Annotated in this window: 25 protein-coding genes; 19 read left to right on the forward strand and 6 right to left on the reverse strand. The window is 67.6% G+C overall.

Annotated elements, in window-relative coordinates:
- The first annotated feature begins 12 nt into the window (after positions 1–12).
- From ABL844_RS02625 to ABL844_RS02635, 3 genes are read left to right on the forward strand one after another with little or no spacing between them, the layout of a single operon-like run.
- Positions 13–759 carry an energy-coupling factor ABC transporter ATP-binding protein gene (locus ABL844_RS02625; RefSeq protein WP_418130404.1) on the forward strand — a complete coding sequence of 249 codons (747 nt, stop codon included), beginning with the start codon at positions 13–15 and terminating at the stop codon, positions 757–759.
- The gene (locus tag ABL844_RS02630) at positions 752–1,345 is read left to right on the forward strand and encodes an energy-coupling factor transporter transmembrane component T family protein (protein WP_418130405.1); all 594 of its coding nucleotides are present in this window, start codon (positions 752–754) and stop codon (positions 1,343–1,345) included. The genes ABL844_RS02625 and ABL844_RS02630 overlap by 8 nt, the downstream gene beginning before the upstream one ends.
- Positions 1,346–1,387: 42 nt before the next feature.
- A complete protein-coding gene (locus tag ABL844_RS02635; protein ID WP_126022274.1) occupies positions 1,388–1,981 on the forward strand; it encodes a biotin transporter BioY in 594 nt (197 codons plus the stop codon).
- A 10-nt stretch (positions 1,982–1,991) separates the two neighbouring features.
- Here the strand turns inward: ABL844_RS02635 and ABL844_RS02640 are convergent, their stop codons facing one another.
- Positions 1,992–2,471 (reverse strand): DUF6314 family protein, encoded by a 480-nt coding sequence (locus tag ABL844_RS02640; RefSeq protein WP_418130406.1) that lies wholly within the window; start codon positions 2,469–2,471, stop codon positions 1,992–1,994.
- A 186-nt stretch (positions 2,472–2,657) separates the two neighbouring features.
- On the opposite strand from ABL844_RS02640, the gene ABL844_RS02645 reads away from it, so the two are divergent.
- Positions 2,658–3,038 (forward strand): helicase SNF2, encoded by a 381-nt coding sequence (locus ABL844_RS02645; RefSeq protein WP_184640134.1) that lies wholly within the window; start codon positions 2,658–2,660, stop codon positions 3,036–3,038.
- Positions 3,039–3,118: 80 nt separating this feature from the next.
- Here ABL844_RS02645 and ABL844_RS02650 read toward each other — a convergent pair whose 3' ends face one another.
- Positions 3,119–3,775 (reverse strand): hypothetical protein, encoded by a 657-nt coding sequence (locus tag ABL844_RS02650; protein ID WP_260319352.1) that lies wholly within the window; start codon positions 3,773–3,775, stop codon positions 3,119–3,121.
- A gap of 244 nt (positions 3,776–4,019) precedes the next feature.
- Between ABL844_RS02650 and ABL844_RS02655 the strand changes: the two genes are divergently transcribed.
- The 5 genes from ABL844_RS02655 to ABL844_RS02675 are packed head-to-tail and all read left to right on the forward strand — an operon-like array spanning position 4,020 to position 9,798.
- Positions 4,020–4,625 carry a DUF6891 domain-containing protein gene (locus tag ABL844_RS02655; RefSeq protein ID WP_418130407.1) on the forward strand — a complete coding sequence of 202 codons (606 nt, stop codon included), beginning with the start codon at positions 4,020–4,022 and terminating at the stop codon, positions 4,623–4,625.
- A complete protein-coding gene (locus tag ABL844_RS02660; protein WP_418130408.1) occupies positions 4,622–6,415 on the forward strand; it encodes a VanW family protein in 1,794 nt (597 codons plus the stop codon). Before ABL844_RS02655 ends, ABL844_RS02660 begins: the two co-directional genes overlap by 4 nt.
- A 16-nt stretch (positions 6,416–6,431) precedes the next feature.
- A complete protein-coding gene (locus ABL844_RS02665) occupies positions 6,432–7,028 on the forward strand; it encodes a hypothetical protein (protein WP_418118866.1) in 597 nt (198 codons plus the stop codon).
- 49 nt (positions 7,029–7,077) lie between these two features.
- Positions 7,078–8,763, forward strand: a complete 1,686-nt coding sequence (locus ABL844_RS02670; protein WP_418130409.1) for an FxLYD domain-containing protein — start codon at positions 7,078–7,080, stop codon at positions 8,761–8,763.
- 45 nt (positions 8,764–8,808) lie between these two features.
- Complete coding sequence (locus ABL844_RS02675) at positions 8,809–9,798, forward strand: LLM class flavin-dependent oxidoreductase (protein WP_418131869.1); 990 nt, start codon at positions 8,809–8,811, stop codon at positions 9,796–9,798.
- A gap of 6 nt (positions 9,799–9,804) precedes the next feature.
- On the opposite strand, the gene ABL844_RS02680 is transcribed toward ABL844_RS02675, so the two are convergent.
- Positions 9,805–11,532: a long-chain-fatty-acid--CoA ligase gene (locus tag ABL844_RS02680; RefSeq protein ID WP_418130410.1), complete on the reverse strand. Its 1,728-nt coding sequence runs from the start codon at positions 11,530–11,532 to the stop codon at positions 9,805–9,807.
- A gap of 192 nt (positions 11,533–11,724) precedes the next feature.
- Here ABL844_RS02680 and mnmA point away from each other — a divergent pair, with 192 nt between their 5' ends.
- Positions 11,725–12,837, forward strand: coding sequence for a tRNA 2-thiouridine(34) synthase MnmA (mnmA, locus tag ABL844_RS02685; RefSeq protein WP_126022265.1), 1,113 nt, complete (start codon positions 11,725–11,727; stop codon positions 12,835–12,837).
- A gap of 14 nt (positions 12,838–12,851) precedes the next feature.
- Here mnmA and ABL844_RS02690 read toward each other — a convergent pair whose 3' ends face one another.
- From ABL844_RS02690 to ABL844_RS02700, 3 genes are all read right to left on the reverse strand, one after another.
- Entirely contained in the window at positions 12,852–13,340 is a 489-nt protein-coding gene (locus ABL844_RS02690) for an NUDIX hydrolase (RefSeq protein ID WP_418130411.1), read from the reverse strand.
- 11 nt (positions 13,341–13,351) lie between these two features.
- Positions 13,352–13,786, reverse strand: a complete 435-nt coding sequence (locus ABL844_RS02695) for a DUF4019 domain-containing protein (protein ID WP_418130412.1) — start codon at positions 13,784–13,786, stop codon at positions 13,352–13,354.
- A 78-nt stretch (positions 13,787–13,864) separates the two neighbouring features.
- On the reverse strand, positions 13,865–14,581 hold the full coding sequence (locus tag ABL844_RS02700) for a response regulator transcription factor (RefSeq protein WP_126022262.1): 717 nt from the start codon (positions 14,579–14,581) through the stop codon (positions 13,865–13,867).
- A gap of 444 nt (positions 14,582–15,025) precedes the next feature.
- On the opposite strand from ABL844_RS02700, the gene ABL844_RS02705 reads away from it, so the two are divergent.
- The 9 genes from ABL844_RS02705 to ABL844_RS02745 all read left to right on the forward strand — a co-directional run bounded on the left by ABL844_RS02705 (position 15,026) and on the right by ABL844_RS02745 (position 25,615).
- A complete protein-coding gene (locus ABL844_RS02705) occupies positions 15,026–16,156 on the forward strand; it encodes a Re/Si-specific NAD(P)(+) transhydrogenase subunit alpha (RefSeq protein ID WP_418130413.1) in 1,131 nt (376 codons plus the stop codon).
- Positions 16,157–16,188: 32 nt separating this feature from the next.
- Positions 16,189–16,521, forward strand: coding sequence for an NAD(P) transhydrogenase subunit alpha (locus ABL844_RS02710; RefSeq protein WP_093203732.1), 333 nt, complete (start codon positions 16,189–16,191; stop codon positions 16,519–16,521).
- Positions 16,518–17,942, forward strand: coding sequence for an NAD(P)(+) transhydrogenase (Re/Si-specific) subunit beta (locus ABL844_RS02715; RefSeq protein ID WP_418130414.1), 1,425 nt, complete (start codon positions 16,518–16,520; stop codon positions 17,940–17,942). Before ABL844_RS02710 ends, ABL844_RS02715 begins: the two co-directional genes overlap by 4 nt.
- 100 nt (positions 17,943–18,042) lie before the next feature.
- Positions 18,043–19,722 carry a long-chain-fatty-acid--CoA ligase gene (locus ABL844_RS02720; RefSeq protein WP_418130415.1) on the forward strand — a complete coding sequence of 560 codons (1,680 nt, stop codon included), beginning with the start codon at positions 18,043–18,045 and terminating at the stop codon, positions 19,720–19,722.
- Between the two features lie 75 nt (positions 19,723–19,797).
- Complete coding sequence (locus tag ABL844_RS02725; RefSeq protein WP_418130416.1) at positions 19,798–20,802, forward strand: ABC transporter permease subunit; 1,005 nt, start codon at positions 19,798–19,800, stop codon at positions 20,800–20,802.
- 8 nt (positions 20,803–20,810) lie between these two features.
- Complete coding sequence (locus tag ABL844_RS02730) at positions 20,811–21,725, forward strand: ABC transporter permease subunit (protein ID WP_126022256.1); 915 nt, start codon at positions 20,811–20,813, stop codon at positions 21,723–21,725.
- Between the two features lie 131 nt (positions 21,726–21,856).
- Entirely contained in the window at positions 21,857–22,882 is a 1,026-nt protein-coding gene (locus ABL844_RS02735) for an ABC transporter ATP-binding protein (protein WP_418130417.1), read from the forward strand.
- The gene (locus tag ABL844_RS02740) at positions 22,879–23,916 is read left to right on the forward strand and encodes a dipeptide ABC transporter ATP-binding protein (RefSeq protein ID WP_418130418.1); all 1,038 of its coding nucleotides are present in this window, start codon (positions 22,879–22,881) and stop codon (positions 23,914–23,916) included. The genes ABL844_RS02735 and ABL844_RS02740 overlap by 4 nt, the downstream gene beginning before the upstream one ends.
- Before the next feature lie 67 nt (positions 23,917–23,983).
- The gene (locus ABL844_RS02745) at positions 23,984–25,615 is read left to right on the forward strand and encodes an ABC transporter substrate-binding protein (protein ID WP_184640108.1); all 1,632 of its coding nucleotides are present in this window, start codon (positions 23,984–23,986) and stop codon (positions 25,613–25,615) included.
- The last annotated feature ends 119 nt before the right edge of the window (positions 25,616–25,734 follow it).

Raw genomic sequence — 25,734 nt, forward strand, 5'->3', positions numbered from 1 at the left:
AGTGGGCGCCCCTTGCCGCAGCCCAGCCCGTCAGAAACCGTCTCTTCGCACAGCATCCGCCTCGATGCGGTGACGCTGGTGCGCGGCAGCCACCGCGTGTTCGAGGGGCTGACGCTCGACCTGCAGGAGATGCGCATCGGCCTCGTCGGCGACAACGGCGCGGGCAAGAGCAGCCTGTTTCGCCTCATCAGCGGGCTCGACCAGCCCGAGCAAGGGCGCGTGCTGGTGCATGGCTGCGACACGCAGGCCGACCGAAGTCAGCTCGCGAAGCATGTCGGGCTGATGTTCCAGAACCCCGACGACCAGATCATCTTCCCGACCGTGGCCGAGGAACTGGCCTTCAGCCTCACCGCGCGCGGCGAGACGCGGCAGGCAGCGCGTCAGCAGGCGCGCGACTTCCTTGCGCGGCGCGGGCTCGAAGCCTGGGCCGGGCGCGCGGTGGGCGAGCTGAGCCAGGGCCAGCGCCAGCAGGTGTGCCTGCTCGCCCTGCAGATCAGCGAGCCGGCCACGCTGCTGCTCGACGAGCCCTTCGCCAGCCTCGACCTGCTGAGCCAGGCGCGCCTGGCCGCGCAGCTGCAGGAGAGCGATCACCAGATCCTCGTGTCCACGCACCTGCTGGAGCATGTGTACGACTTCGAGCGCGTGCTGTGGCTCGAGCAGGGCAGGGTGCGCGCCGACGGGCCGGGCCGGGAGATCTGCGAAGCCTATGCCGAAGACGTGCGCGAGCGTGCGGCGGCCGAGCGGGGGCGCCATGCGTAGCCTCTATTCGGAACAGCCGACGTGGCTGCATGCGATTGCGGCGTGGGTGAAGCTCGCGGTGCTGTCGATGTGCGGCACTCTGCTGGTGCTGGTCGAGCGGCCTGTCTATCTGGCGGTGGCCTGCGCGGTGGTGCTGCTGGGGTTCGCGTCGCTCGGCCGGCCGGCGTGGCGGCGCATACGCATGCTGCTCGGCGTGGCCATCGCGGGCGGGCTGATCGTCGGCTTCCACTGGGCAATGGGCACCACGCTGCTCGGCGTGGCGAGTGCGCTGCGGCTGGCCAGCGCGGCCACGCTCGCGCTCATGCTCACGCTCACCACGCGCTTCGAGGACCTGCTGGCGGTGCTCGAAGCCGTGCTGCATCCGCTGCAGCGCTTCGGCGTGCCCACGGAGCGCATCGCGCTCGGCCTTGGCCTGATGCTGCGCTTCGCCGAAAATTTCTATGTGCAGTGGCAGCGCCTGGACGACGCCTACCGCGCGCGCTCGGGCCATGGCGGCGGGCTGCGGCTGCTGGCGCCGCTGACCATCCGCACGCTGCAGACGGCCGAGCGCGTGGCCGATGCGTTGGCCGCACGGCTCGGGCGCTGAGCCATTTTTTCGTTTTTTTTCTTCTTCTCGATTGCCATCGCCATGACCACCACTTCAGGCTCCCTCGCTTCCTCCCGTTCGCTGGCGTACATCGCGCTCTTCGCGGCGCTGATGGCGGTGTTCGGCCTGATCCCCAAGATCGACCTGCCTTTCGGCGTGCCGATCACGCTGCAGTCGCTGGGTGTGATGCTCGCCGGTTGCCTGCTCGGGCCTCGCCGGGGCTTCCTGGCCATCGCGCTGTTCCTGCTGGCGGTGGCGCTGGGGCTGCCGCTCTTGCCCGGCGGCCGTGGCGGCTTGAGCGTGTTCGTGGCGCCGGCCGGCGGCTTCCTGTTCGGCTGGATGTTCGGCGCCTTCGCCTGCGGCCTGCTGATGCGCCTGGCCGTGCGCCGCATCGGCGGCGCGACGGGCCTTCCACTGCTGGCGGCTGCCTTCCTCTCGGCGCTGGTCGGCGGGATCGGCGTGGTCTACGCCTTCGGCATCGTCGGGCTCTCGTTGATCGCGCACATGTCGCTGTCGCAGGCTGCGCTGGCCATGCTGGTGTTCATTCCGGGCGACCTCATCAAGTGCGGCATCTGCGCGATGCTCGTGCAGACGGTGATGCGCGGCATGCCGGGCTGGCGGCTGGACCGCGACTGAATGGCCTCGTTCAGCCCAGGCGGCTGAAGACCGTGTCCGAGAGGTAGTCCTTGCGCGGGCCGTGTACCACGTGGCGGATGCCGAAGGAGCCGTCGGGCAGGAAGCGGTAGCTGCTGTCGTAGGTGTCGGGCGTGCACAGGTGCGTGGCCGATCCGGCGAGCAGATCGCCGTCGCGCACGATGGCGATGGCGTGGAAGAGGCGCGGCGGCGTTTCGGCGAAGTGCACGACGAAGCCGTTCGGCGCACGCTCGAAGACGTATTCGCGGTGCCCGTCGAACTCCTTGCCGTCGGCCAGGCGGATGCGGCCTTCCTCGCGGTACTTCAGCATGTCGGCCGTTTGGAGCGGCGTGAAGGAGGCGACGCCGCTCATCGTGGCCTGGCCCTCGATGTTGCGCCGCAGGCTCCATTCGCCCGCGAGCCGGTCGAACACCGTCCCGGGGTTGCCCCAGGGGGACGAAATCGGTGAAAGGGCGGGGGCCGGGTCGCTCATGCGGGGACTCTACGACAGGCGGTGATCTGCGTTCCTGGCGATCGATTGTTTCCGTGGCGTGAACACCGCGGTTCCATTGTCTAAGGGTTTTTACTTAGATAACGGCGCACAATTCTTCCCATGGACCAGCCCTTCAGCTGATCCAGACCAAGAACCAGAACCGAACCAATTGAAGGACCCATCCAAATGACCGCCTCGAAGCTCCTCTCCGCCGTTTCTCTCGCCCTGCTGGCCGCCGCCGGCGTTGCCCACGCCGAAACCTATGAAGGCGTGCACCAGCTGACCTCGGCCGCCAGCCGCGCCGATGTCGCCGGCCAGGCCGTGGTTGCCGCGCACAGCGCCAACCCGTACGCCACCGGTGCCAACGCCGGCCCTGCCCAGGCGATCGTGTCGACGGCCAGCCGTTCCGCCGTTCGCGCCGAAGCCGTGGCTGCCGCTCGCAGCGGTGACCCGTACGCTGAAGGCGCTTCGTCCGGCGTGGCCCCGATCGTGGCCAGCTCTGTGGACCGCGCCGCGGTTCGCGCCGCAGCCCGCGCTGCCGCTCACGGCGACGCACTGCCGCTGTAATCCGCTGCAGAGCTGAAGACAGACAGAAGGCCGGGCCATGCGGAATGCATGGCCCGGCCTTTTTTCGTCTGTGTTCAGGATCAGCGCGCGGGCAGCCGCCGCAGCGCGGCGGTGAGGATGGGCGCGCCGGTGTCGTCAGCCGCGTCGCGCAGTTCGACCGACCACTGCGGGGCGTCGAGCCCGGGGTCTGCGCGCAGTTCGCACTCGTAGAGCAGCCGGCCGTCACGCGTTTCCTCGCGCGAGGCGATGGCCTCGCAGCAGCATTCGCCAACAGCATCGAGCGTGCGGTGCAGCATCAGTCGCATGGCGATGCGCTGCGGCGCCACCGTGCGCTCGCCTTCCTGCGCAGCGGGTACCGTTGCGCGCAGGCGCAGCTCCAGCGGCTCGCCGACGCGCAAGCCTTCCCCGCGCTCCAGCGACATGTTCTCCAGCGCCACCCGCACCCGGCGGCGCTCGCGCAGCCTCGTGGCGACGGCCGTCACGGCCAGCACAGAGAAGACGCCGAAGAACGGCAGCCCCACCAGCATCCAGAGCCAATGCCAGCCGCCTGCCAGCGACCAGCGCATCGCCTGCAGGCCGAACACCGCCATGAAGACCAGCACCGCCAGCGCGACCAGCCACGCCAGCCAGTCGGCGGCCGGCTTCGACGCGCGCTCCGTGGCCTGCGGCATGGCGGAGGTCCACGCGGTGGGCGACTGTGCGTCGAACGGCGGGGCTGGAAAGGAGGGCTGGGGCATGAAGAGCCGACGAGCATAGCCAGTCGCGCAGCGCAGGCCATCCGGCCGGGCAGCCTTCGCCTAAAGGCGCATTGCCTTGCCCTGAGGCATCCTTCATGATGGTGCGGTGCGAAAGGGTGGCCCAGGACATCATGCTTTCGCATTACTGCGCCATGGTGGTGCGCCCGGGTGAAAATACCAGCACGCTTCCGCCAGGAAAAAAGAAAGCATGACCCGTTGCCGCCGAGGCGGCAGCACAACACGCATGGCACTTACTCTCGACCCAGAAGACACGCGCGGACGCATCCACGACCTGGTGTGGAGCGGCTTCCATCCCGATGCCGATGTCGAGTGGATGATCACCGACGAGTACCTCGATCCCGACGAGATCACCTACGAGGACCGCGCCTGGGTCAAGGCCGAGGCCGCGAGCGCATGCGCCGCCAAGCGCGCCGCCGAGGCCGGCTGGCCCGAACAGACCGAATACGACCGGCTCGAAGCCGTGTTCGAGCAACTGCGCAGCGAGAAGATCATTGCGCTGCACCGCGCGGGCAACACGCTGGCCGACGGCCACGACGACGTGCGCGAGCAATGGCGCGCCGCCGGCCGCATGGACTCGGGCATTCGCGGCTGCTGCTTCTATCACGCACAGGATCTCGAACGGGCGGTGCGCACCGGCCGCCTCCACCTGGCTTTCAGCGGCGGGATGATTCCCGAGATCGAGCAGCGCGAAGCCAACACCATGGCCGTGGGCCGCCGCATCGTCGAGCTGCTGCGCGCGGCCGGCTTCGGCGTGCAGTGGAGCGGCAGCATCGAGGAGCGCATCGAAGCCGACCTCGGCCAATGGCGCAAGCGAGGCCCCTCCGCGTGAGCGTGCAGGCCTGGCAGCCGCCGCGCCGCATCGACGCGATCGACTTCTGGCTGCGCTCGCGGCTGCTGGCCACGGCCCACGCGCTGCGCGAGACGCTGCGGCCATCGGCCCGCCGGTGGACCGCCGGCACAAGCCACGCACTGGCCGATGCGCCCGTGCTCGCCCAATACCGCACGCCCCTGTGGACCGACGGCCGCGCGGACGAATTTCCGCTCGTGGCCGGCAAGGTGCAGAACCTGCGCGTCGCGCGCAATGCCTTCGACGCGGTCGAGGTCCCGGCCGGTGAGGTGCTGAGCTTCTGGCGCCAGCTGGGCAGGCCGGGCGCATGGCGCGGCTTCGTGCAGGGCCGCGAGCTGCGCGGCGGCTGCGTGGTGCCGACGCTGGCTGGCGGGCTGTGCCAGCTGTCGAATGCGCTCGCCACCGTGGCGTCGCGCGCGGGCTTCGAGCTGGTGGAGCGGCACGGGCACACGGCGCGCATCGAACAGGCCGGCGAGCCGGGCTCGGATGCCGTCGATGCGACCGTGTTCTGGAACTACATCGATCTCAAGGTGCGCGCCAGGCATGCATGGCGGCTCGAAGTGGAGCTGACCGGGGCGGAACTGGTGCTGCGCATCCGCAGCCGTGGTGCATCTTCTGCGCCATTTGTGCCCGTCACCATGCGCCGCGCGAACGAAGAAACCGCAGCCGCATTGCCGGTGGCGCGCGGCTGCCTCAGCTGCGACCAGACCGCCTGCTTCCGCCATCGTCCGCAGGTCGATGTGGGGCCGCAGGGGCTCACCGTCGCGCTGCTCGACGCATGGACGCCGGAGTTCGCGCGCTACCTGCGCGAAGAGCATCCACGCGCGCAGCGCATGCAGCCGGTGCCGATGCGGCTCGCCTTCTGGCGCCGCAGCGCGACGGGCTGGCATCGCGAGCCGGCGGCCGCGGCTTCACAAGCACCGTGGGCCACGAGCCTGCGCCGTGCGCTGTGGCTGCGGCTGTGGGCGCGGCAGGCGGGACGGCGGCAGGCCAGCCTGATCGACGGCCAGCGCTGGCTCGCGCAGGCCTTCGCGGCTCGGCTGAAGCCGCAGCACACGCAGCTGGTGGTCGAGCAGTCGCTGCTGCCGCACCTGCAGCGCCTTGGGGCGCTCGATGGCCGCAACGTCGTCGTGCTGGCCAGCGCGCTGCCGATGGCGGAGATCGAGCAGCGGCTGGACGAGGCCTCCCGCCGCTGGCCCGACGACGCCACCCTGCGCGACTTCCGTGCCGATCCTTCGCTGGTGCGTGCGGAGTCGATGGCGCTGGCCCGCGCTTCGGTCATCGTCACGCCGCATGCCGAAGTTGCACGGCAATTGGCGGCGCTGGCTCCGCTGGCGGTGCTGCGGAAGCTGGAATGGGCGCTGCCTCGGGCCAAGGCCGTTGCCCGCACGAATCCAAACCTTCCGCTCGTCGTCTTCGCCGCGAGCGCGCTGGCACGCAAGGGCGCGCGCGAACTCGCCGCGGCGCTGCAAGGCTGGCCGTGCCGCCTGCGTGTGCTGGGCTCGGCCTCGGACGATGCGCGGCTCTGGCAGGGCATCGGCCACGTCGAGCACATGAACTGGCAGGGCGACTGGCTGGCCGGCGCCGATGTGGTGGTGCTGCCCGCGCATGTGGAGCACGCACCGCGCGCGCTGCTGCGGGCCGTGGCAGCGGGCGTTCCGGTCGTCGCATCGACGGCCTGCGGCCTTGGCGCTCCGAGCGGCGTGCGCGAGATCGCGCCCGGCGACGTGGAGGTCCTTCGCACCGCGCTGCGTGCGGCCTGCGCTTCCTGAACGAAGAGGAACACGGGTGGCATCGACAGAACAGGCTCGCGCGGCACTGGCTCCGCACGGCGCGCTGGCGCCGCAGCTCGCCGCCGACCACTGGCACGGCGAGATCCCGCTGCCAGAAGCCATCTCGGCCTTCTACGAGCAGGTCGGCCCGCTGGGCAACTGGGTCAACGAGCGCGTGGGCCACGCGGGCCTCACCGTATCCACCGCGGGCAACCCGTTCAGCATTCCTCCGTTGGCGCGCCTGTGGTCGCAGCAAGCCGGCTATCGCTGGCATGGCATCACCGGCGAACGCCTCGCTTCATGGCCCGACCACTGGCTGGTGGTGGCCGACCAGGGCGCCGATCCTTTCATCTTCGACCTGCGCAGCGGCGCGATACAGTTCGCCCGGCATGGCGCGGGCGCGTGGGAAGACGACGGGCCGCTCTTCGCAGACATCTTCGAAATGGCCGCGTGCCTCGGCACCATCGGCCAGGTGTGGGACGAGGCGGGCGACGACATCTTCATGGACGACTTCTCGGTCAACCCGCTGCACCGCGCGCGCCTGATCGAGCGGCTCGCGCCGCTGGTCGGCGCAGGCCGGGCCGACGATCTCGCGGACCTCTTCGACTGGTAGAGAGCCGCGGGGACCGCGGCAAAAGAAAAACGGGAGCAGCATTTCAGACATGACCATCGATCTCCAGACGCTCAAGTGCGGCGAGTGCGGCAGCAGCGTGCTCAAGCGCACGGGCCTCAACGAATACACCTGCGAGCACTGCGGCTCCGTCACGCTGGTGGAAGACAACGTCTCCGACCGGCTGGAGCGCGTGCTCAACCAGGTGAAGAACGAGGCCGGCCGCCGGCTCGCGGCCGAGGAGGCGCGCAGGCAGGCGCTCATGATGCGCAAGGTCGGCATCGGTGTGGGCATTGCGGTGGGCGCGGTGCTGCTCTTCAGCGTGGTGGGCGTGTTCCTCGGCAGCCGCAATGCCGACACGCGCGCTGCATCGGGCTCGCAGCGTGTGGTGGCTGCGGTCGACCGCACCATTCCCGTCGACGGACTCAAGCTCGACGAGCCGCGCCAGGTGCTCGTGGGCAGCGGCAGCTCTGCCAGCCCCAAGCTGCTGGTGGTGGCGCGCAACGAAACCGGCAAGCCGCTGTCGCGCGCCGGAATCCGCGCCGTGTACTTCGACGGCGAGAGCAAGCTCGACGAGCGCAGCGAGATGCTGCCCGTGGCCGTGCTGGAGCCCGGCGAGAGCGCCCCCGCGCTGATCGACATGCCCAGCGGCAAGAACGTGACGCGCCAGGAGCTGCGCGTGCAGAAGCTGGCCGAGCCCTACAGCGCGGTGAAGGGGCCGCGAATGGCGTTCTCGCGCGTGCGGCTGGTGCAGCAGGGCGACCGCGTCCGGCTGGTGGGCCGCATCGTCAACGACCGCAAGGACGCCACCGTGCTCGGCGGCTTCGAGGTGCTGGCGACGCTGTACGACGACGCGGGGCAGGTGATCGGCTTCGGCCACGGCTATGGGCAGGCCAACGAGATCCAGCCCGGCGCACGCACCTCGGTGGACGTGAGCATCGCGCGCTTCGGCCGCGCGGCAGCCATCGCGGCGTGGGACTACCGCATCGGCTACAGCACCGTCGAGGCCTCGGGCGGGCGCACGCCGGTGCTCAATGCCGACCGCGTGATCCGCACCGCGGGCGGCCCGGAAAGCTTCAACCCCGAACTGCGCCTGGGCACCGACGACCTGCTGGCCGACGACAGCGAGCGCTTCGACGACAAGCTGCTCGAGCTGCTGCCGCTGGTGGACGGGCGCAACAACATCCAGCAGCGGCTCTTCCTGGGCGAACTGGTCAACCGCAGCACCGATGCCGTGGTGCTCGCGCCGGGCGGCGTGATCTCGCGCTTCAGCGGCAGCAAGGCGCACGGCACGACCACGATCTCGGGGCTGGCCTACCTGTATCCCGGCGAGCGCTTTCCCATCTACCTGGAGCCGCAGGACATGGAGCGCATCACCGACACGCGCATCGAATGGAAGCCGATGCGCCGCGCGGCGCTGCCCGGCCCGCGCAAGCCGCTGGAGGTGAAGGTGACGGGCACCAAGGCCGAAATCGGCAGCGTGCTGCTCAACTTCAGCCAGCGCTTTTCGTACAAGTACGTGGTGGTCAGCGGCAGCGTGAAGAATTCGGGCACGGGCATCGTCGGCAAGGTACGGCTGTGGGTGAGCCTGCGCGACCGCAACGGGCAGCTCACGGGCTTCAAGCTGGTGGACAACCTGCCGGCCATCGCGCCGGGCGAGAGCGTGCCCTTCCAGGCGAGCGTGGAGCAGAACGGCCGCGACTTCGCGAGCGTGACCACGCTATACCAAACCGAATAGCCCCTGGGGCGACGGAATTGGGCGGTTCGCGCCATGATCGCGCCCATGATTCCGTTCTCCATCCTCGACCTTTCCCCGATCACCGAGGGCAGCGACGCCGCGCAGTCGTTCCGCAACTCGCTCTCGCTGGCGCAGCATGGCGAGAAACTGGGCTACACGCGCTACTGGCTGGCCGAGCACCACGGCATGCCGGGCATCGCGAGCGCGGCCACCGCCGTGCTGCTGGCCTACGTGGGGGCGGGCACTTCCACCATCCGCATCGGCGCCGGCGGCGTGATGCTGCCGAACCACTCGCCGCTGGTGATCGCCGAGCAGTTCGGTACGCTGGAGTCGCTCTACCCCGGGCGTGTCGACCTCGGCCTGGGACGCGCGCCGGGTTCCGACCAGCGCACCGCGAGGGCCCTGCGGCGCAACCTGGAGTCGGACGCCGACCAGTTCCCGCAGGACGTGATCGAGCTGATGGACTTCATGTCGAAGAATCCGCAGCAGCCGGTGCGCGCCGTGCCCGGCGCGGGGCTGGAGGTGCCGGTGTGGATCCTGGGCTCCAGCACCTTCGGCGCGCAGCTCGCGGCGCACCTGGGGCTGCCCTATGCCTTCGCCTCCCACTTCGCGCCGCAGCAGATCATGCAGGCCATCCAGATCTACCGCGAGACCTTCAGGCCATCTGCCCAGCTGCAGAAGCCGTACGTGATGCTGGGCTTCAACGTGTTCGCGGCCGACACCGACGAAGAGGCCGAGTTCCGCGCCACCTCATGGCAGCAGGCCTTCGTGAACCTGCGCAGCGGCCGTCCGGGGCGCCTGCCGCCGCCGGTGGAGGGCTACCGCCAGAAGGTCGGGCCGGCGGAGAACGCGCTGCTCGACTCGGTGCTGTCGTGCTCGGCAGTGGGTTCGGTCGAGACGGTGAAGAAGGGCGTGGAAGCCTTCGTCGCGCGCACCGGCGCCGACGAGCTCATGATCACCTCGCAGGTGTTCGACCACGCGGCCCGGCTGCGCTCCTACGAGCTGCTGGCCGGTGCGTTCGGCCAGCAGCAGTAGCCGCGGCTAGGCCCGCTTACGGGCTTCCTCGTCGACGAGGTCCTTCTTCGAGAGCTTGCCCACGGGCGTCTTGGGCAGCTCGGCGCGGATCTCCAGCGCGCCGATCATCTCGTGCTTGCCTAGGCGGTCCTTCAGGAAGGCTTTCAGCGCGTCGAGCGTCAATTCGGGCGCGCCTTCCTTGAGCTTCACGAAGGCCTTGGGCGACTGGCCGCGGTATTCGTCGGGGATGCCGATCACGCAGACCTCGGCCACCGAGGGGTGCTCGTACACCGCCTCCTCCAGCACGCGCGGATAGACGTTGTAGCCGCCGCACAGCAGCATGTCCTTGGTGCGGTCGACGATGTAGAGGTAGCCGTCGGCATCCATCTTCGCGACGTCGCCGCTGCGGAAGTAGCCGTCGGGCGTCATCGAATCGGCCGTGGCCTTGGGGTTGTTCCAGTAGCCCTTCATCACGTTCGGGCCCTTGATGCAGAGCTCGCCCGCCTCGCCGAAGGCGGTGATGTCCCTCGACGGATCGTCCAGGCTCACCAGCTTGATGCGCACCTGCGGCAGCGGCATGCCGCACGAACCGGCCTTGCGAAGGCCGCGCGCGGGCGTGAAGGTGCCCACGGGCGAGGTCTCGGTCATGCCCCAGCCTTCGTTGAGATGGCAGCCTGTGAGCTCGAAGAAGCGCTGCTCCACCTCCACCGGCAGCGGCGCGCCGCCCGAGCCGCAGAACTTGAGCGAGCGCAGGTCCATCTCCCTGGCCTTGGGGTGCGAAAGGATCGCGGTGTACATCGTCGGAACACCGGGGAACACGCTGATGCGGCTGGCAGCGAGCTCGTTCATCACCGCATCGACATCGAAGCGCGTGTGCAGCACCAGCGCCGCGCCCAGGCGCACGCCGAGCAGCATCGCTGCGCTGAGCGCGAAGATGTGGAAGAGCGGCAGCACCACCAGGAAGCGCTCCTTGCCTTCCTCCAGGATCGGCGGCTCGCCGCGGGTCGACTCGTAGTACTGCGCCGAGGCCGACGTGAGGTTGGCGTGGGTGAGCATCGCGCCCTTGGGCAGGCCGGTGGTGCCACCGGTGTATTGCAGCACCACGATCTCTTCCGTGAGGTCCCCCGGCGGATAGGTCTTGTGCGTGCCTTCGCTCTTGAGTAGGTCGGTGAAGCGCACATGGCGGTCGTCGACGGGCACGGGGGCGATCTGGCCGGCGCCCTGCAGCTGGGCCTGCACCTTGTCGCCCATGGCGCCATAGTCGCCGAGGCTGCCGACCACCAGCTTCTTCAGGCGCGAGTTGTCGAGCAGGCGCGCCATCTGCGGGTAGAGGTTGACGAGGTCTAGCGTGACGAGGATGTCGGTGCGGCTGTCCTCGATCTTGTGGGCCAGCACGCGCTCGGCGTCCAGCGGCGAATAATTGACCACCGTGCCGCCGGCCTTGAGCACCGCGAAGAAGGCGATCGGGTAGTGCGGCGTGTTCGGCAGATAGAGGCCGACGTGCACGCCGGGTTTCACGCCCAGGTCCTGCAGGCCCTTGGCGGCGCGCTCGACGGCGGCGCCGAGCTCGCGGTAGGTGATGACCTGGCCCATGAACTCGACGGCGGAACGCTCGGGCCAGCGCTCGACGGCCTCGTCGAGCATCTGCTGCACCGGCTTCACGGGCAGTTCGGCGTCCCAGCGCATGCCCTCGGGGTAGGCGCGTGTCCAGGGGAGGGTGTCGCCGGCATTCGCGGCGGTGGAAGGTGTGGCCATGCGTCTTGTCTCCGCTTGCTTTCGGTTGTCTCGTGAATGGCGTGGCGGGTCTTGCTGCCGCCTTCGTCCGGAATCACTGTAGCGCCGGCCCTCGCGTCGCGGACCGGGACGCTGACAAACCGGCGACACGGGTTTTCCCGATTTCCCACACGCCGGAAGCCCCTTGCGCGGGGCTGGGACAATAGGGGGCTTATGGCAAAGCATCGGATCGTTGTGGGACTGAGCGGCGGAGTGGACTCCGCGGTGACGGCGCACCTGCTCAAGCAGCAGGGGCACGAGGTGGTCGGCATCTTCATGAAGAACTGGGAAGACGACGACGACAGCGAATACTGCTCGTCGAACATCGACTTCGTGGACGCCGCCAGCGTGGCCGACGTGCTGGGCATCGAGATCGAGCACGTCAACTTCGCGGCTGACTACAAGGACCGCGTGTTCGCCGAGTTCCTGCGCGAGTACAAGGCCGGCCGCACGCCCAACCCCGACGTGCTGTGCAACGCCGAGATCAAGTTCAAGGCCTTCCTCGACCACGCCATGCGCCTGGGCGCCGAGAAGATCGCCACCGGGCACTACGCCCGCGTGCGGCTGAACGAGGCCACCGGCAGGCACGAGCTGCTCAAGGGGCTCGATCCGGCGAAGGACCAGAGCTACTTCCTGCACCGCCTGAACCAGGCGCAGCTGTCGAAGACGATGTTCCCGGTGGGCGAGCTGCACAAGACCGAGGTGCGCCGCATCGCCGAGGAAATCGGCCTGCCCAATGCGAAGAAGAAGGACTCGACCGGCATCTGCTTCATCGGCGAGCGGCCGTTCCGCGAATTCCTGAACCGCTACATCTCCAAGGAACCGGGTCCCATCAAGGACGACCGCGGCCGCAAGCTGGGCGAGCACCAGGGGCTGAGCTTCTACACGCTGGGGCAGCGGCAGGGGCTGGGCATCGGCGGCGTGAAGGAAAAGGGCGCGCAGCGCGGCTCGGGCGACCATTCGCCATGGTTCGTGGCGCGCAAGGACGTCGAGAAGAACACGCTGTGGGTGGTGCAGGGGCACGACCATCCCTGGCTGCTGTCGTCGGAGCTGAAGGCGGACGACGCGAGCTGGATTTCCGGCGAGGCGCCGGTGCCGGGCGCTTACGGTTCCAAGGCGCGCTATCGGCAGGCCGATGCGGCTTGCGAGATGGAGGCGGTGGAGGGCGGCGTGAATCCGGCCGCCTTCGGACTGCGCTTCGGCGACGCGCAGTGGGCGGTGACGCCGGGGCAGTCGGCCGTGCTCTATGACGGTGAACGCTGCCTTGGCGGCGGCGTCATCGTCTGACGAAGCTTTTCAACTCAGGGCACTGACCGCACCGATTCGTCGACGTGGATCAGGTCGAGCGGGTATCGCTTGCCGGCCAGATGGTCTTCCACGCACTGCAGCAGCAACGGGCTGCGGTGCCGCGCGACGCTCGCGCGGATCTCGTCGGCCGTCATCCAGACGGTGCGAACGATGCCTTTGTCGAGCGGGCGGCCTTCCTCGAACCCGCCAAGCGTGCCCATGAAAGCAAAGCGCATGTAGGTGATGTCTTCGCCGCCCTCCGCGAGCGGACGGGAACGTGCCATGTAGATGCCGATGAGCGCAGTTGGCATGAAATGATGGGCAGTTTCTTCCAGGGTCTCGCGGGCGCAGCCTTCGGCGGGTGATTCGCCGGGGTCGAGATGGCCTGCCGGCGTGTTGAGGCGCAGGCCGTCGGGAGTCTGCTCCTCGACCAGCAGGAAGCGCCCGTCGCGCTCGATCACCGCGGCGACGGTGACATTGGGCTTCCAGCGTGGAGTGGGCATCGTTTGGCCTTTTATTTCAATACATAGCCGCTGAAACGCCAGACGCGGTCCTGGTCCAGGTGGAAACTGACGAGTTCCCGGACGGTCCTGTCAGGCTTGCCCGTGAAGCGGGTTTCATATTCGATGCTGATGTACCGGCCAGCAATGCCGGCATCAGCGTCGGCGACGACCTGTCGGTTGACCGCGACCCAGGTGCGCATCTGGGGCACGCCGATGGGCGCCCGGCTTCGGCTGATCTGGCTGGTGAAGTCGGCGCGCGTCACGCGATTGCGGGTCGCCGGCGTGGCGCCGTCCCAGAGTTCGGCGGCGCGGCCCTGGTCGATCATCTGGATCGCCATCAGGCCGCCGCGCACCATGTCGCTTGCTTCGACCTCTTCCGCGGTGGCGGGCCCCAGCCAGCTCCAGAGCAATGCGGCGGCGAGCAGCAGCCGGATCATCGGATTCATTCGTCTCGTTCCTTGGTGCGGCGCGCGCAGGGCGCAGGCCGTTGGAGAGACTACTGTAGCTCGCCCGGAATTCCGGGCTCAGCGCGCGCCGACCACTCCAGGCAGCGCGTCGGCCTCGATGGTTTCGAGCCGGTAGCCCAGCCCGTAGATGGCCAGCAGCAGGAAGCCGTTGGCCGGGCGCAGGTCGAGCTTGGTCCGCAGGCGGGAGATGTGGGTGTCGAGCGAGCGCGACAACGCCTCGATGCCCAGACCCCAGACGGCCTCGTGCAGATGCTCGCGCGAAAGCAGGCGGCCGAGGTTCTGGAACAGGAAGAGTGCGAGCTCGTATTCCCGATTCTTCAGTTCGACCTGTACGCCACGCACCTTGAGCACGCGCGAAGGTGGATAGAAGTGGTAGGGGCCGAAGATCAGCTCGTTTTCGTGCTGGGCCGGGTAGGAGCGGCGCAGCAGCGCATTGACGCGGGCTTCGAGCTCGCCGGCGCGGGCGGGCTTGGCCATGAAGTCGTCGGCGCCAGCATTGAGGCCCTCGACCATGTCGGCCTCGCCGGGCTTGTCGGAGACGAAAAGAATGGGAAGGCGGCTGTTGAGATCCCGGCGGATGGTCGCCACCACCTCCGAGCCCTTCATGTCGGGAAGATTCCAGCCGAGTATCAGCAGGTCGAAGGTCTGGCGGCGCATGGCCTGCAGCAGCGCCCTTCCTTCCGTGTACGGGTGGCACTCGTGTTCGAGTGCAGTCATGGTTCGATTGATCTGCTTGATCTGATCAACACCGTCGTCGAGTACCGCGATTCGCATTCGAGCCCCTTTTTTCCTCCCTTCGTCAGCTTCCGTGAACTGGCGATTGATGAGGGGAAGTGTATCTATCTGCGACTAAGGTAAAGTTTTTGGAATTGCAACTAATGCACGCAATTCGCCGATTTCTGAGGGCTTGTTAACGAAGTTGAATGCAGTTGGATACAAATGGGGATTTCGGTCGGCGAACCTCTTCCGGTTCCCGTCCATGCCGTCGCCGTAGCAAACCGCATGGAATGTAAATCAAAGGTGTTCATTTCTTTGCCGGCCGCTTCTATCGAATACCCGAATTCGCTATCAATTGAATAGCTGAAGTTATAGTATCCATAAGCTCCTCAACGCTTTGGGATGAAAACGACAGAGCGCTCCGGCGACAGCGATCGGCTGTAATCTTGCTGTAAGCTGCCGGCACATTCCCCCTGTGCCCCTTGCTCTGAGGAGATCTCTATGCTGATAGGCGTGCCCGCCGAGACACTGGCAGGCGAAACCCGCGTGGCTGTTACACCTGAGACGGTGAAGAAACTGGTGGCCTCCGGGCATACCGTAAGGGTGCAGTCGGGAGCGGGCGTGGCCGCCAGCGCCACCGATGCGGCCTACCAGGCCGCAGGCGCGGAGATCACCGACCAGGCAGGCGCCTTCTCCGCCGACATGGTCCTGAAGGTGCGCACGCCCACCGAGGCCGAGACCGCGCTGCTGAAGTCCGGCGCCGTCGTGATCGGCATGCTCAACCCCTTCGACGCGGCCGGCCTGCAGCGCCTGGCCGCCGCCGGCGTCACCGGCTTCGCGCTCGAGGCCGCCCCCCGCACCACCCGCGCCCAGAGCATGGACGTGCTCTCCTCGCAGGCCAACATCGCCGGCTACAAGGCCGTGATGATCGCGGCCGACAAGTACCAGCGCTTCTTCCCCATGCTCATGACGGCAGCCGGCACGGTGAAGGCCGCGCGCGTCGTCATCCTCGGCGTGGGCGTGGCGGGCCTGCAGGCCATCGCCACCGCCAAGCGCCTGGGCGCCGTCATCGAGGCGTCCGACGTGCGCCCCAGCGTCAAGGAGCAGATCGAGTCGCTGGGCGGCAAGTTCATCGAGGTGCCCTACGAGACCCAGGAAGAGAAAGACGCGGCCGAAGGTGTCGGCGGCTACGCGCGGCCGATGCCCGCGAGCTGGCTCAGCCGACAGCAGGCCGAGGTCGCCAAGCGCGTGGCGCTGGCCGACGTGGTCATCAGCACCGCGCTCATTCCGGGGCGCGCCGCGCCGACCCTCATCACCGAGGACATGGTCAAGTCCATGAAGCCGGGTTCCGTCATCGTCGACATCGCCGCCGGTAAAGGCCCGGATGGGGTGGGCGGCAACTGCCCGCTGTCCGAAGCCGACAAGACCGTCGTGAAGCACGGCGTGACCATCGTCGGGGAAACGAACCTCGCCGCGCTCGTGGCGGCCGACGCCTCGGCGCTGTATGCGCGCAACGTGCTCGACTTCCTCAAGCTCATCGTCACCAAGGAGGGCGCGCTGAAGATCGACCTCGAGGACGACATCGTCGCCGCCTGCCGCGTGACCCACGACGGCCAGGTCACGAAGAAGTAACGCAACAAGCAACGCCCGTCGAGGAGAAGAACATGGACATCGTCTCTCACACAGTCATCAACCTGATCATCTTCGTGCTGGCCATCTACGTGGGCTACCACGTCGTGTGGACCGTCACGCCCGCGCTGCATACGCCGCTGATGGCGGTGACCAACGCCATCTCGGCCATCGTGATCGTGGGCGCCATGCTGGCGGCCGCGCTCACCGACACGCCCCTGGGCAAGACCATGGGCGTGCTGGCCGTGGCCCTGGCCGCGGTGAACGTCTTCGGCGGCTTCCTCGTCACGAGGCGCATGCTGGAAATGTTCAAGAAGAAGGACAAGAAGGCCGCACCCGCAGCCAACGCCGAGGGAGCTGCCAAGTGAGCATGAACCTCGTCACGCTGCTGTACCTCGTCGCCAGCATCTGCTTCATCCAGGCCCTGAAGGGCCTGAGCCATCCCACCACCTCCATCCGCGGCAACATCTTCGGCATGACCGGCATGGCCATCGCCGTGCTGACCACAGGAGCGTTGATCTACAAGCTCGCCAGCGGCAACCTCGCCGGCCTGGGCTACGTGCTGGTCGCGCTGGTCGTCGGCGGCGGCCTGGGCGCCTACATGGCCAACAAGGTCGAGATGACCAAGATGCCCGAGCTGGTCGCTTTCATGCACAGCATGATCGGCCTGGCGGCGGTGTTCATCGCGGTGGCCGCCGTGGCCGAGCCGCATGCCTTCGGCATCGCGCTCAAGGGCGATCCGATCCCGAGCGGCAACCGGCTGGAGCTCTTCCTGGGAGCGGCCATCGGCGCCATCACCTTCAGCGGCTCGGTCATCGCCTTCGGCAAGCTCTCGGGCAAGTACAAGTTCCGCCTGTTCCAGGGCGCGCCCGTGCAGTTCGCGGGCCAGCACATGCTCAACCTCGTGCTGGGCCTGGCGACCATCGGCCTGGGCCTGCTGTTCGTCTTCACTGAAAGCTGGCCGGCCTTCTTCGCGATGCTGGCGCTGGCCTTCGTGATGGGCGTGCTCATCATCATCCCGATCGGCGGCGCGGACATGCCGGTGGTGGTGTCGATGCTCAACAGCTACTCGGGCTGGGCGGCCGCGGGCATCGGCTTCAGCCTGAACAACGCGATGCTGATCGTGGCCGGCTCGCTGGTGGGCTCCTCGGGCGCGATCCTGAGCTACATCATGTGCAAGGCCATGAACCGCTCGTTCTTCAACGTGATCCTGGGCGGCTTCGGCGGCGATGCCGCAGCAGCCACGGGCGGCGCGAAGGAGCAGCGCCCGGTGAAGAGCGGCAGCGCCGACGACGCGGCCTTCGTGCTGGGCAATGCCGAGACGGTGGTGATCGTGCCGGGCTACGGCCTTGCGGTGGCGCGTGCCCAGCACGCGGTGAAGGAACTCGCGCAGAAGCTCGTGGAGAAGGGCGTGACCGTGAAGTACGCGATCCATCCGGTGGCGGGCCGCATGCCCGGCCACATGAACGTGCTGCTGGCCGAGGCCGAGGTGCCGTACGACCAGGTGTTCGAGATGGAGGACATCAACGGCGAGTTCGGCCAGGCCGACGTGGCGATCATCCTGGGCGCCAACGACGTGGTGAACCCTGCGGCGCACACCAAGGGCAGCCCGATCTACGGCATGCCGATCCTGGAGGCCTACAAGGCCAAGACCGTCATCGTCAACAAGCGCTCCATGGCCGCGGGCTACGCCGGCCTGGACAACGAGCTCTTCTACATGGACAAGACCATGATGGTCTTTGGCGATGCCAAAAAAGTAGTGGAAGATATGGGCAAGGCCATCGAATAGGCCGAAGGTCCCCGTCCGCGCAGCGGACGAGTTCTTCGCGGCGCCATCAAGTGCGCCGTTTTCGTTTTCAACAGTCCGAATCCCGGAGGAGACAAATCCAATGACCGATCGTCCCTGGCTCAGCAGCTATCCGCAGGGTGTGCCTGCCGATGTCGATGCCTCGCAGTACCCCTCGCTGGTCGCGCTCATGGAGGAAAGCTTCAGGAAGTACGCCGACCGCACGGCCTACAGCTTCATGGGCAAGGACATCAGCTACGGCGAGACCGACAGGCAGAGCAAGTCGTTCGCGGGCTACCTGCAGAGCCTGGGCCTCGCCAAGGGCGACCGCGTGGCGGTGATGATGCCCAATTGCCCGCAGTACCCCATTGCGGTCGCGGGCATCCTGCGCGCCGGCCTCATCCTGGTCAACGTCAATCCGCTGTACACGCCGCGCGAACTGGAGCACCAGCTCAAGGATTCGGGCGCGAAGGCCATCGTCATCATGGAGAACTTCGGCACCACGCTGCAGCAATGCATCGCGAGCACGCCGGTCAAGCACATCGTGCTGGCCTCCATGGGCGACCGCCTCGGCTTCCTCAAGGGCGCGCTCGTCAACTACGTGGTGCGCAACGTCAAGAAGATGGTGCCCACCTTCAGCCTGCCGGGCACGGTGCGCTTCAACGACGCGCTCGACAAGGGCGCGGGCGTCGCGCTCAAGCCCGTGGCCATCGGCCCCGACGATGTGGCCGTGTTGCAGTACACCGGCGGCACCACCGGCGTGTCGAAGGGCGCTGTGCTCCTGCATCGCAACGTGATCGCCAACGTGCTGCAGTCCGAAGCGTGGAACGAGCCGGTCATGAACAAGGTGCCGGCCAACGAGCAGCCCACCGGCGTGTGCGCTCTGCCGCTGTATCACATCTTCGCGTTCACGGTCGGCATGATGCTGAGCATGCGCACGGGCGGAAAGCTGATCCTTATCCCGAATCCGCGCGACATTCCCGGCGTGCTGAAGGAGCTGTCGAAGCACACGATCCACAGCTTCCCGGCCGTCAACACGCTCTTCAACGGGCTGGCGAACCACCCCGACTTCAACACCGTCAACTGGAAGAACCTGAAGGTGTCGGTGGGCGGCGGCATGGCGGTGCAGGCCGCGGTGGCGAAGCTCTGGCTCGAGAAGACGGGCTGCCCGATCTGCGAGGGCTACGGCCTTTCCGAGACCTCGCCCTCGGCCACCTGCAACCCGACCAACAGCACGGCCTACACCGGCACCATCGGCCTGCCGCTGCCGAGCACCTGGCTCAGGCTGCTCGACGACGACGGCAACGAGGTGCCCGTCGGCGAGCGCGGCGAGATCGCCATCAAGGGCCCGCAGGTGATGGCCGGCTACTGGCAGCGCCCCGACGAGACCGCGAAGGTCATGACGGCCGACGGCTACTTCAAGAGCGGCGACATCGGCGTGGTCGACGAGCGCGGCTACTTCAAGGTGGTCGACCGCAAGAAGGACATGATCCTGGTGTCGGGTTTCAACGTGTACCCGAACGAGGTCGAGGATGTGGTCGCACTCATTCCGGGCGTGCTCGAGTGCGCCGCGGTCGGCGTGCCCGACGACAAGACGGGCGAGGCCGTGAAGCTCGTGATCGTCAAGAAAGACCCTTCGCTCACGGAGGCGCAGGTGCGCGAATACTGCAGAGCAAACCTTACGGGTTACAAGCAGCCGCGCATCGTAGAGTTTCGTACCGACATGCCGAAGACGCCGGTCGGCAAGATCCTTCGCCGCGAGCTGCGCGACACCAAGAAGTAAGTGCGCGAGCACGCGCTGGAGTAAGGGTTCGGCCCGGGTGGGGCCGAGGCATCGATCTTGCATATTCGCGGGTCGATGCTCAGGTTTGTCTTTACCCGTTTGAGTCTGTTGGTGCCGACCTTCTTCGGCATGACACTGCTCGCCTTCTTTCTCATCCGGCTCGTGCCGGGCGACCCCATTGAAACCATGGCCGGCGAGCGCGGGATCGACCCCGCGCGCCATGCCGAACTGCGCACCGCCTACGGCTTCGACAAGCCGGTGATCGTGCAGTACGGCATCTACATCGCCCGCGTGCTGCACGGCGATCTCGGCAAGTCGCTCATCACGCAGGACACGGTGATGAGCGAGTTCCTCTCGCTCTTCCCGGCCACGGTCGAGCTCGCGGTGTGCGCCATTCTTTTCGCGCTGCTGCTCGGGCTGCCGGCGGGCATCCTCGCGGCGGTGCGGCGCAACTCCATCTTCGACCACGGCGTGATGGCCACCTCGCTCACCGGCTACTCGATGCCGATCTTCTGGTGGGGGCTGCTGCTGATCCTGTTCTTCTCGGTGCAGCTCGGATGGACGCCCGTATCGGGCCGCATCGCGGTGCAGTACTACGTGGAGCCCGACACCGGCTTCCTGCTTGTCGACGCGCTGCGCGCCGGCGAGACCGACGCCTTCTGGTCGGCGCTGCACCACCTCGTGCTGCCGGCCGTGGTGCTCGGCACGGTGCCGCTCGCGGTCATCGCGCGCATGACGCGCTCGGCCATGCTCGAGGTGCTGGGCGAGGACTACATCCGCACCGCGCGTGCCAAGGGGCTTTCGCGCTTTCGCGTGGTGGGGCTGCATGCGCTGCGCAACGCGCTCATTCCGGTGGTGACGGTCATCGGGCTGCAGGTGGGCGTGCTGTTCACGGGCGCGATCCTCACCGAGACCATCTTCTCCTGGCCCGGCGTCGGCAAGTGGCTCATCGAGGCCATCGGCCGGCGTGACTACCCGGTGCTGCAGGGTGGCATGCTGCTGCTCGGCGGCATCGTGATGGTGGTCAACCTTCTCGTAGACGTGGCGTACGGCGTCATCAACCCACGCATCAGGCGCTGAGCTTCCCCATGGCGACAACCACGCAGATCACCGTTTCCGACGGTGCGGGCAAGAGCACCGCACCCCCCGGCCCCTGGCGCGAATTCTGGACGGCCTTCTCGGCCAACCGCGGCGCGGTCATCGGGCTCGCCACCATCGTCGTGCTGCTGCTGGTCGCGCTGTTCGCGCCGTGGATCGCGCCGCACGCACCGAACGAGACCAACAGCGCCGTCTTCCTGCAGCCGCCGGCGTGGCAGAAGGGCGGCTCCATGAGCTACCTGCTGGGCACCGACGCCATCGGCCGCGACATTCTTTCGCGGCTCATGTACGGCGCGCGGCTGTCGCTTTCGATCGGCGTCGCGGTGGTGGCGCTGTCGGTGGTCGCGGGCGTGGTGCTCGGGCTCATCGCGGGCTTCTTCCGCGGCGTGCTCGAGATCGCGATCATGCGGCTGATGGACATCGTGCTCACGCTGCCCAGCCTGCTGCTGGCCATCGTGATCGTCGCGATCCTCGGGCCGGGCCTCGTCAACGCGATGCTCGCGGTGGCCATCGTGGTGCTGCCGCACTACGTGCGCATCACGCGCGCCGCCGTCATCGCCGAGGTCTCGCGCGACTACGTCACCGCCGCGCGCGTGAGCGGCGCCGGCACGCTGCGGCTGATGTTCCGCGAGGTGCTGCCCAACTGCGCCGCGCCGCTGATCGTGCAGGCCTCGCTCGGAATCTCCACCGCCATCCTCGACGCGGCGGCGCTCGGCTTCCTGGGCCTCGGGGCGCAGCCGCCGTCGCCCGAGTGGGGAACCATGCTGGCCGACGCGCGCGAGTTCGTGCTGCGTGCGTGGTGGGTCGTCACCTTCCCGGGAATGGCGATCCTGGCGGCCGTGCTCGCATTCAATCTCCTGGGCGACGGGCTGCGCGATGCGCTCGACCCCAAGCTGAAACGCTAGCATGAAGCACACCCCCAGGCTTGCCCACTTCGTGTGGCCTCCTACCCCCTTGCAGGGGGCAACACCAGCGGCCCGGCAAAGCCGGTTCCGCGGTGTTCCTGGAACAGGCCGTTCGGGCCGGAGTCACTGATATGCCTTTGCTTGAAATAGAGGACCTGCACGTCGAGTTTCCGACTCAAGGCGGCGTGCTGCATGCGGTAGACGGCGTGAGCCTCAGCCTCGAAGAGGGCGAGGTGCTCGGCATCGTCGGCGAATCGGGCTCCGGCAAGAGCGTCACCATGATGGCGCTGATGGGCCTCGTCGGCTTTCCAGGCCGGGTGCGTGCGGAGCACATGCGCTTCGCGGGCAAGGACCTGCTCGGCATTTCCGACAAGGCGCGCCGTGCGCTGGTCGGCAAGGAAGTCGCGATGATCTTCCAGGAGCCGACCACCAGCCTCAACCCTTGCTTCACCATCGGCTTCCAGCTGATGGAAACGCTGCGGCTGCACCTGAAGCTCGACAAGCGCGAAGCGAAGAAGCGCGCGACCGAGCTGCTGGAGCAGGTGGGCATTCCGGCCGCGTCCTCGCGCCTGGGGAGCTTTCCGCACCAGCTCTCGGGCGGCATGAACCAGCGCGTGATGATCGCGATGGCCATCGCCTGCAATCCGCGCCTGCTGATCGCCGACGAGCCGACCACCGCGCTCGACGTGACCATCCAGGCGCAGATCCTCGACCTGCTGCGCGACCTGCAGAAGGAGCGCGGCATGGCGCTGGTGCTCATCACGCACAACATGGGCGTGGTCAGCGAGATGGCGCAGCGCATCGCCGTGATGTACGCGGGCCAGGTGATGGAGCACCAGCGCGTCGACCGCCTCTTCGCACAGCCGCAGCACCCCTACACCGAGGCGCTGCTCGCGGCACTGCCCGAACGCGCCGCGCCCGAGGGGCGCCTCGCCACCATCAGCGGCGTGGTGCCCGGCGTGCACGACCGGCCCGCCGGCTGCCTGTTCGCGCCGCGCTGCGGCTACGTCACCGAGCGCGCCTGCCAGGTGCGGCCGGCGCTGCGCGAGTCGCACGGCGCCGAGGTGCGCTGCCACTTTCCGCTCGGCGATCCGGGGCGCGGGGAGGCCATCGCGGGCGATCCGCCGAAGCAGCGGGTCGTGGAGGTCGCGGCATGAGCGAGGCATCGACTGAAGTGGTGGTCGAGGCCAAGAACCTCCAGCGCACCTACGACATCCGCCGCGGGCTGTTCCGCGCGCCTTCGCACTTGCGCGCCGTGGGCGACATCTCCTTCCGGATTGAGCGCGGCCGCACGCTGGCAGTGGTCGGCGAATCGGGCTGCGGCAAGTCGACGCTGGCGCGCATGGTCGCGCTGATCGAGAAGCCGACGGCGGGCCAGCTCACGCTGGTCGGCGCCGACGCGGTGAGCCCGCCGCCCGAGCGCAGGCGCGAGCTGCGCCAGGCTGTGCAGCTGGTGTTCCAGAATCCGTACGGCTCGCTCAATCCGCGCAAGAAGATCGCGACGGTGCTCGAAGACCCGCTGGCCATCAACACCACCCTGGGCAAGCAGGAGCGCGCTGCAAAAGCGCGCGACATGCTGGCGCGCGTGGGCCTGCGGCCCGAGTACGCCAACCGCTATCCGCACATGTTCTCCGGCGGTCAGCGCCAGCGCATCGCCATCGCGCGCGCGCTGATGCTGAGCCCGCGCCTGCTGGTGGCGGACGAGCCGGTGTCGGCGCTCGACGTGTCGATCCAGGCGCAGGTGCTGAACCTGCTGGCCGACCTGCAGGCCGAGCTGGGCCTGGCGTATCTCTTCATCTCGCACGACCTCGGCGTGGTGCGGCACATCGCGCACGAGGTGCTGGTGATGTACCTCGGCCATGCGGTGGAGCAGGGCCCGAAGTCGCGCATCTTCGCGCGGCCGCTGCATCCGTACACGCAGGCGCTGCTGGCCTCCACGCCGGGGCTCAGCAGCCAGCGCATCGTGCTCAAGGGCGAGCTGCCGTCGCCGCTGAATCCGCCTTCTGGCTGCGTGTTCAGCACGCGCTGCCCGCATGTGGAGCAGCGCTGCCGCGAAGAGCGCCCGCTGCTGCGCATGCTCGACGAGCGGCAGGTGGCCTGTCACTTCTCCGAGAAGTTCCTGGACGGCGCGCCGCTCGTGCGCGCCGACGTTCCCTCCGCCGCCTCCATCGCGATGGCGACGAATCCCTAGCGTTCCTTCGGTTCCTGTTTCCGTTCCCGTTCTCGCAGTCCTTTCAACCGTGTATCAAGGAGTCCAAATGAAGACCCAGCCCACCGTTTCGCGCCGCTCACGAAGCCTGGCGCTCCTGGCACCTGCAGCGCTCGCAGCCCTTACCCTGGCCTGCGGCGCGGTGTCCGCCAAGACGCTGGTGTATTGCTCGGAAGGCAGCCCGGAGAATTTCTATCCGGGCATGAACACCACCGGCACCTCTTTCGACGTGACCACGCAGGTCTACAACACCATCGTCGAGTTCGAGCGCGGCGGCACCAAGGTTGTGCCCGGCCTTGCCGAGAAATGGGAGATCTCCCCCGACGGTACCGTCTACACCTTCCACCTGCGCAAGGGCGTGAAGTGGCACACCACGAGCAAGAGCTTCAAGCCCACGCGCGACTTCAACGCCGACGACTTCATCTTCATGATCGAGCGCCAGTGGAAGGAGAGCGACCCCTTCTTCAAGGTCACGAGCCAGAACCACTCCTACTTCAACGACATGGGCATGCCCAAGCTGCTGAAGTCTGTGGACCGCATCGACGACTACACCGTGAAGATCACGCTCAACCAGGCCGAGGCACCGTTCCTCGCGAACCTGGCGATGCAGTACGCGGGCATCCAGTCGAAGGAATACGCCATCGCGATGCTCAAGGCCGGAACGCCCGAGAAGGTCGACCAGGACCCGATCGGCACCGGCCCCTTCTACCTCGTGCAGTACCAGAAGGACGCGATCATCCGCTTCAAGGCCTTCCCGCAATACTGGGGCGGCAAGGCCAAGATCGACGACCTCGTGTTCGCGATCACGCCTGACGCGTCGGTGCGCTGGGCCAAGCTGCAGAAGGGCGAGTGCCACGTCATGCCCTACCCGAACCCGGCCGACCTCGACGCGATCCGCAAGGACCCGAACGTGCAGCTGCTGGAGCAGCCCGGCCTGAACGTGGGATACCTCTCGTACAACACGACGAAGAAGCCCTTCGACGACGTGCGCGTGCGCAAGGCCATCAACATGGCGATCAACAAGAAGGCCATCATCGACGGCGTGTATCTGTCGACCGGCGTGGCCGCGAAGAACCCGATTCCGCCGACCATGTGGTCCTACAACGATGCGGTGAAGGACGATCCGTACGACCCCGAGGCCGCCAAGAAGCTGCTGGCGCAGGCCGGCTTCCCCGATGGCTTCTCCACCGACCTGTGGGCCATGCCGGTGCAGCGCCCGTACAACCCGAACGCCAAGCGCATCGCCGAGCTGATGCAGGCCGACCTCGCCAAGATCAACGTCAAGGCCGAGATCAAGAGCTTCGAGTGGGGCGAGTACCGCAAGCGCCTGCAGGCCGGCGAGCACCAGATGGGCATGCTGGGCTGGACCGGCGACAACGGTGACCCGGACAACTTCCTCTACACGCTGCTGGGCTGCGCCTCGGCGAAGTCGGCCAGCGGCAGCAACATCTCGAAGTTCTGCTACCAGCCGTACGAAGACCTGGTGGTGAAGGCCAAGAGCGCGACCAAGCAGGCCGACCGCGACGCGCTCTACAAGAAGGCGCAGCTGATCTTCAAGGAGCAGGCGCCGTGGTTCACCATCGCGCACGCGGTGCAGCTGAAGCCGGTGCGCAAGGAAGTGATCGACTTCAAGCTGAGCCCGTTCGGCCGCCACACCTTCTACGGTGTGGACATCAAGTGAACGAGTAAACCCCCAGGCTCCGCGCACTTCGTGTCGCTTCGCCAACCCCCTTGCAGGGGGCAACACCTGCGGCCCGGCAAAGCCGGTTCCGCGGTGTTCCTGGAAAGAGAAATACTGTG

Origin of the sequence: Variovorax sp. 278MFTsu5.1 (assembly GCF_048305045.1) — a bacterium.
Lineage (GTDB): Bacteria > Pseudomonadota > Gammaproteobacteria > Burkholderiales > Burkholderiaceae_C > Variovorax > Variovorax guangxiensis.

Excerpts from the sequence above, each read along its gene's own strand:
- ABL844_RS02630 (WP_418130405.1), top strand. The coding sequence starts at position 752 with ATGCGTAGCCTCTATTCGGAACAGCCGACGTGGCTGCATGCGATTGCG.
- ABL844_RS02635 (WP_126022274.1), top strand. The coding sequence starts at position 1,388 with ATGACCACCACTTCAGGCTCCCTCGCTTCCTCCCGTTCGCTGGCGTAC.
- ABL844_RS02640 (WP_418130406.1), bottom strand. The coding sequence starts at position 2,471 with ATGAGCGACCCGGCCCCCGCCCTTTCACCGATTTCGTCCCCCTGGGGC.
- ABL844_RS02645 (WP_184640134.1), top strand. The coding sequence starts at position 2,658 with ATGACCGCCTCGAAGCTCCTCTCCGCCGTTTCTCTCGCCCTGCTGGCC.
- ABL844_RS02650 (WP_260319352.1), bottom strand. The coding sequence starts at position 3,775 with ATGCCCCAGCCCTCCTTTCCAGCCCCGCCGTTCGACGCACAGTCGCCC.
- ABL844_RS02655 (WP_418130407.1), top strand. The coding sequence starts at position 4,020 with ATGGCACTTACTCTCGACCCAGAAGACACGCGCGGACGCATCCACGAC.
- ABL844_RS02670 (WP_418130409.1), top strand. The coding sequence starts at position 7,078 with ATGACCATCGATCTCCAGACGCTCAAGTGCGGCGAGTGCGGCAGCAGC.
- ABL844_RS02675 (WP_418131869.1), top strand. The coding sequence starts at position 8,809 with ATGATTCCGTTCTCCATCCTCGACCTTTCCCCGATCACCGAGGGCAGC.
- ABL844_RS02680 (WP_418130410.1), bottom strand. The coding sequence starts at position 11,532 with ATGGCCACACCTTCCACCGCCGCGAATGCCGGCGACACCCTCCCCTGG.
- mnmA (WP_126022265.1), top strand. The coding sequence starts at position 11,725 with ATGGCAAAGCATCGGATCGTTGTGGGACTGAGCGGCGGAGTGGACTCC.
- ABL844_RS02690 (WP_418130411.1), bottom strand. The coding sequence starts at position 13,340 with ATGCCCACTCCACGCTGGAAGCCCAATGTCACCGTCGCCGCGGTGATC.
- ABL844_RS02695 (WP_418130412.1), bottom strand. The coding sequence starts at position 13,786 with ATGAATCCGATGATCCGGCTGCTGCTCGCCGCCGCATTGCTCTGGAGC.
- ABL844_RS02700 (WP_126022262.1), bottom strand. The coding sequence starts at position 14,581 with ATGCGAATCGCGGTACTCGACGACGGTGTTGATCAGATCAAGCAGATC.
- ABL844_RS02705 (WP_418130413.1), top strand. The coding sequence starts at position 15,026 with ATGCTGATAGGCGTGCCCGCCGAGACACTGGCAGGCGAAACCCGCGTG.
- ABL844_RS02710 (WP_093203732.1), top strand. The coding sequence starts at position 16,189 with ATGGACATCGTCTCTCACACAGTCATCAACCTGATCATCTTCGTGCTG.
- ABL844_RS02720 (WP_418130415.1), top strand. The coding sequence starts at position 18,043 with ATGACCGATCGTCCCTGGCTCAGCAGCTATCCGCAGGGTGTGCCTGCC.
- ABL844_RS02725 (WP_418130416.1), top strand. The coding sequence starts at position 19,798 with ATGCTCAGGTTTGTCTTTACCCGTTTGAGTCTGTTGGTGCCGACCTTC.
- ABL844_RS02730 (WP_126022256.1), top strand. The coding sequence starts at position 20,811 with ATGGCGACAACCACGCAGATCACCGTTTCCGACGGTGCGGGCAAGAGC.
- ABL844_RS02735 (WP_418130417.1), top strand. The coding sequence starts at position 21,857 with ATGCCTTTGCTTGAAATAGAGGACCTGCACGTCGAGTTTCCGACTCAA.
- ABL844_RS02740 (WP_418130418.1), top strand. The coding sequence starts at position 22,879 with ATGAGCGAGGCATCGACTGAAGTGGTGGTCGAGGCCAAGAACCTCCAG.
- ABL844_RS02745 (WP_184640108.1), top strand. The coding sequence starts at position 23,984 with ATGAAGACCCAGCCCACCGTTTCGCGCCGCTCACGAAGCCTGGCGCTC.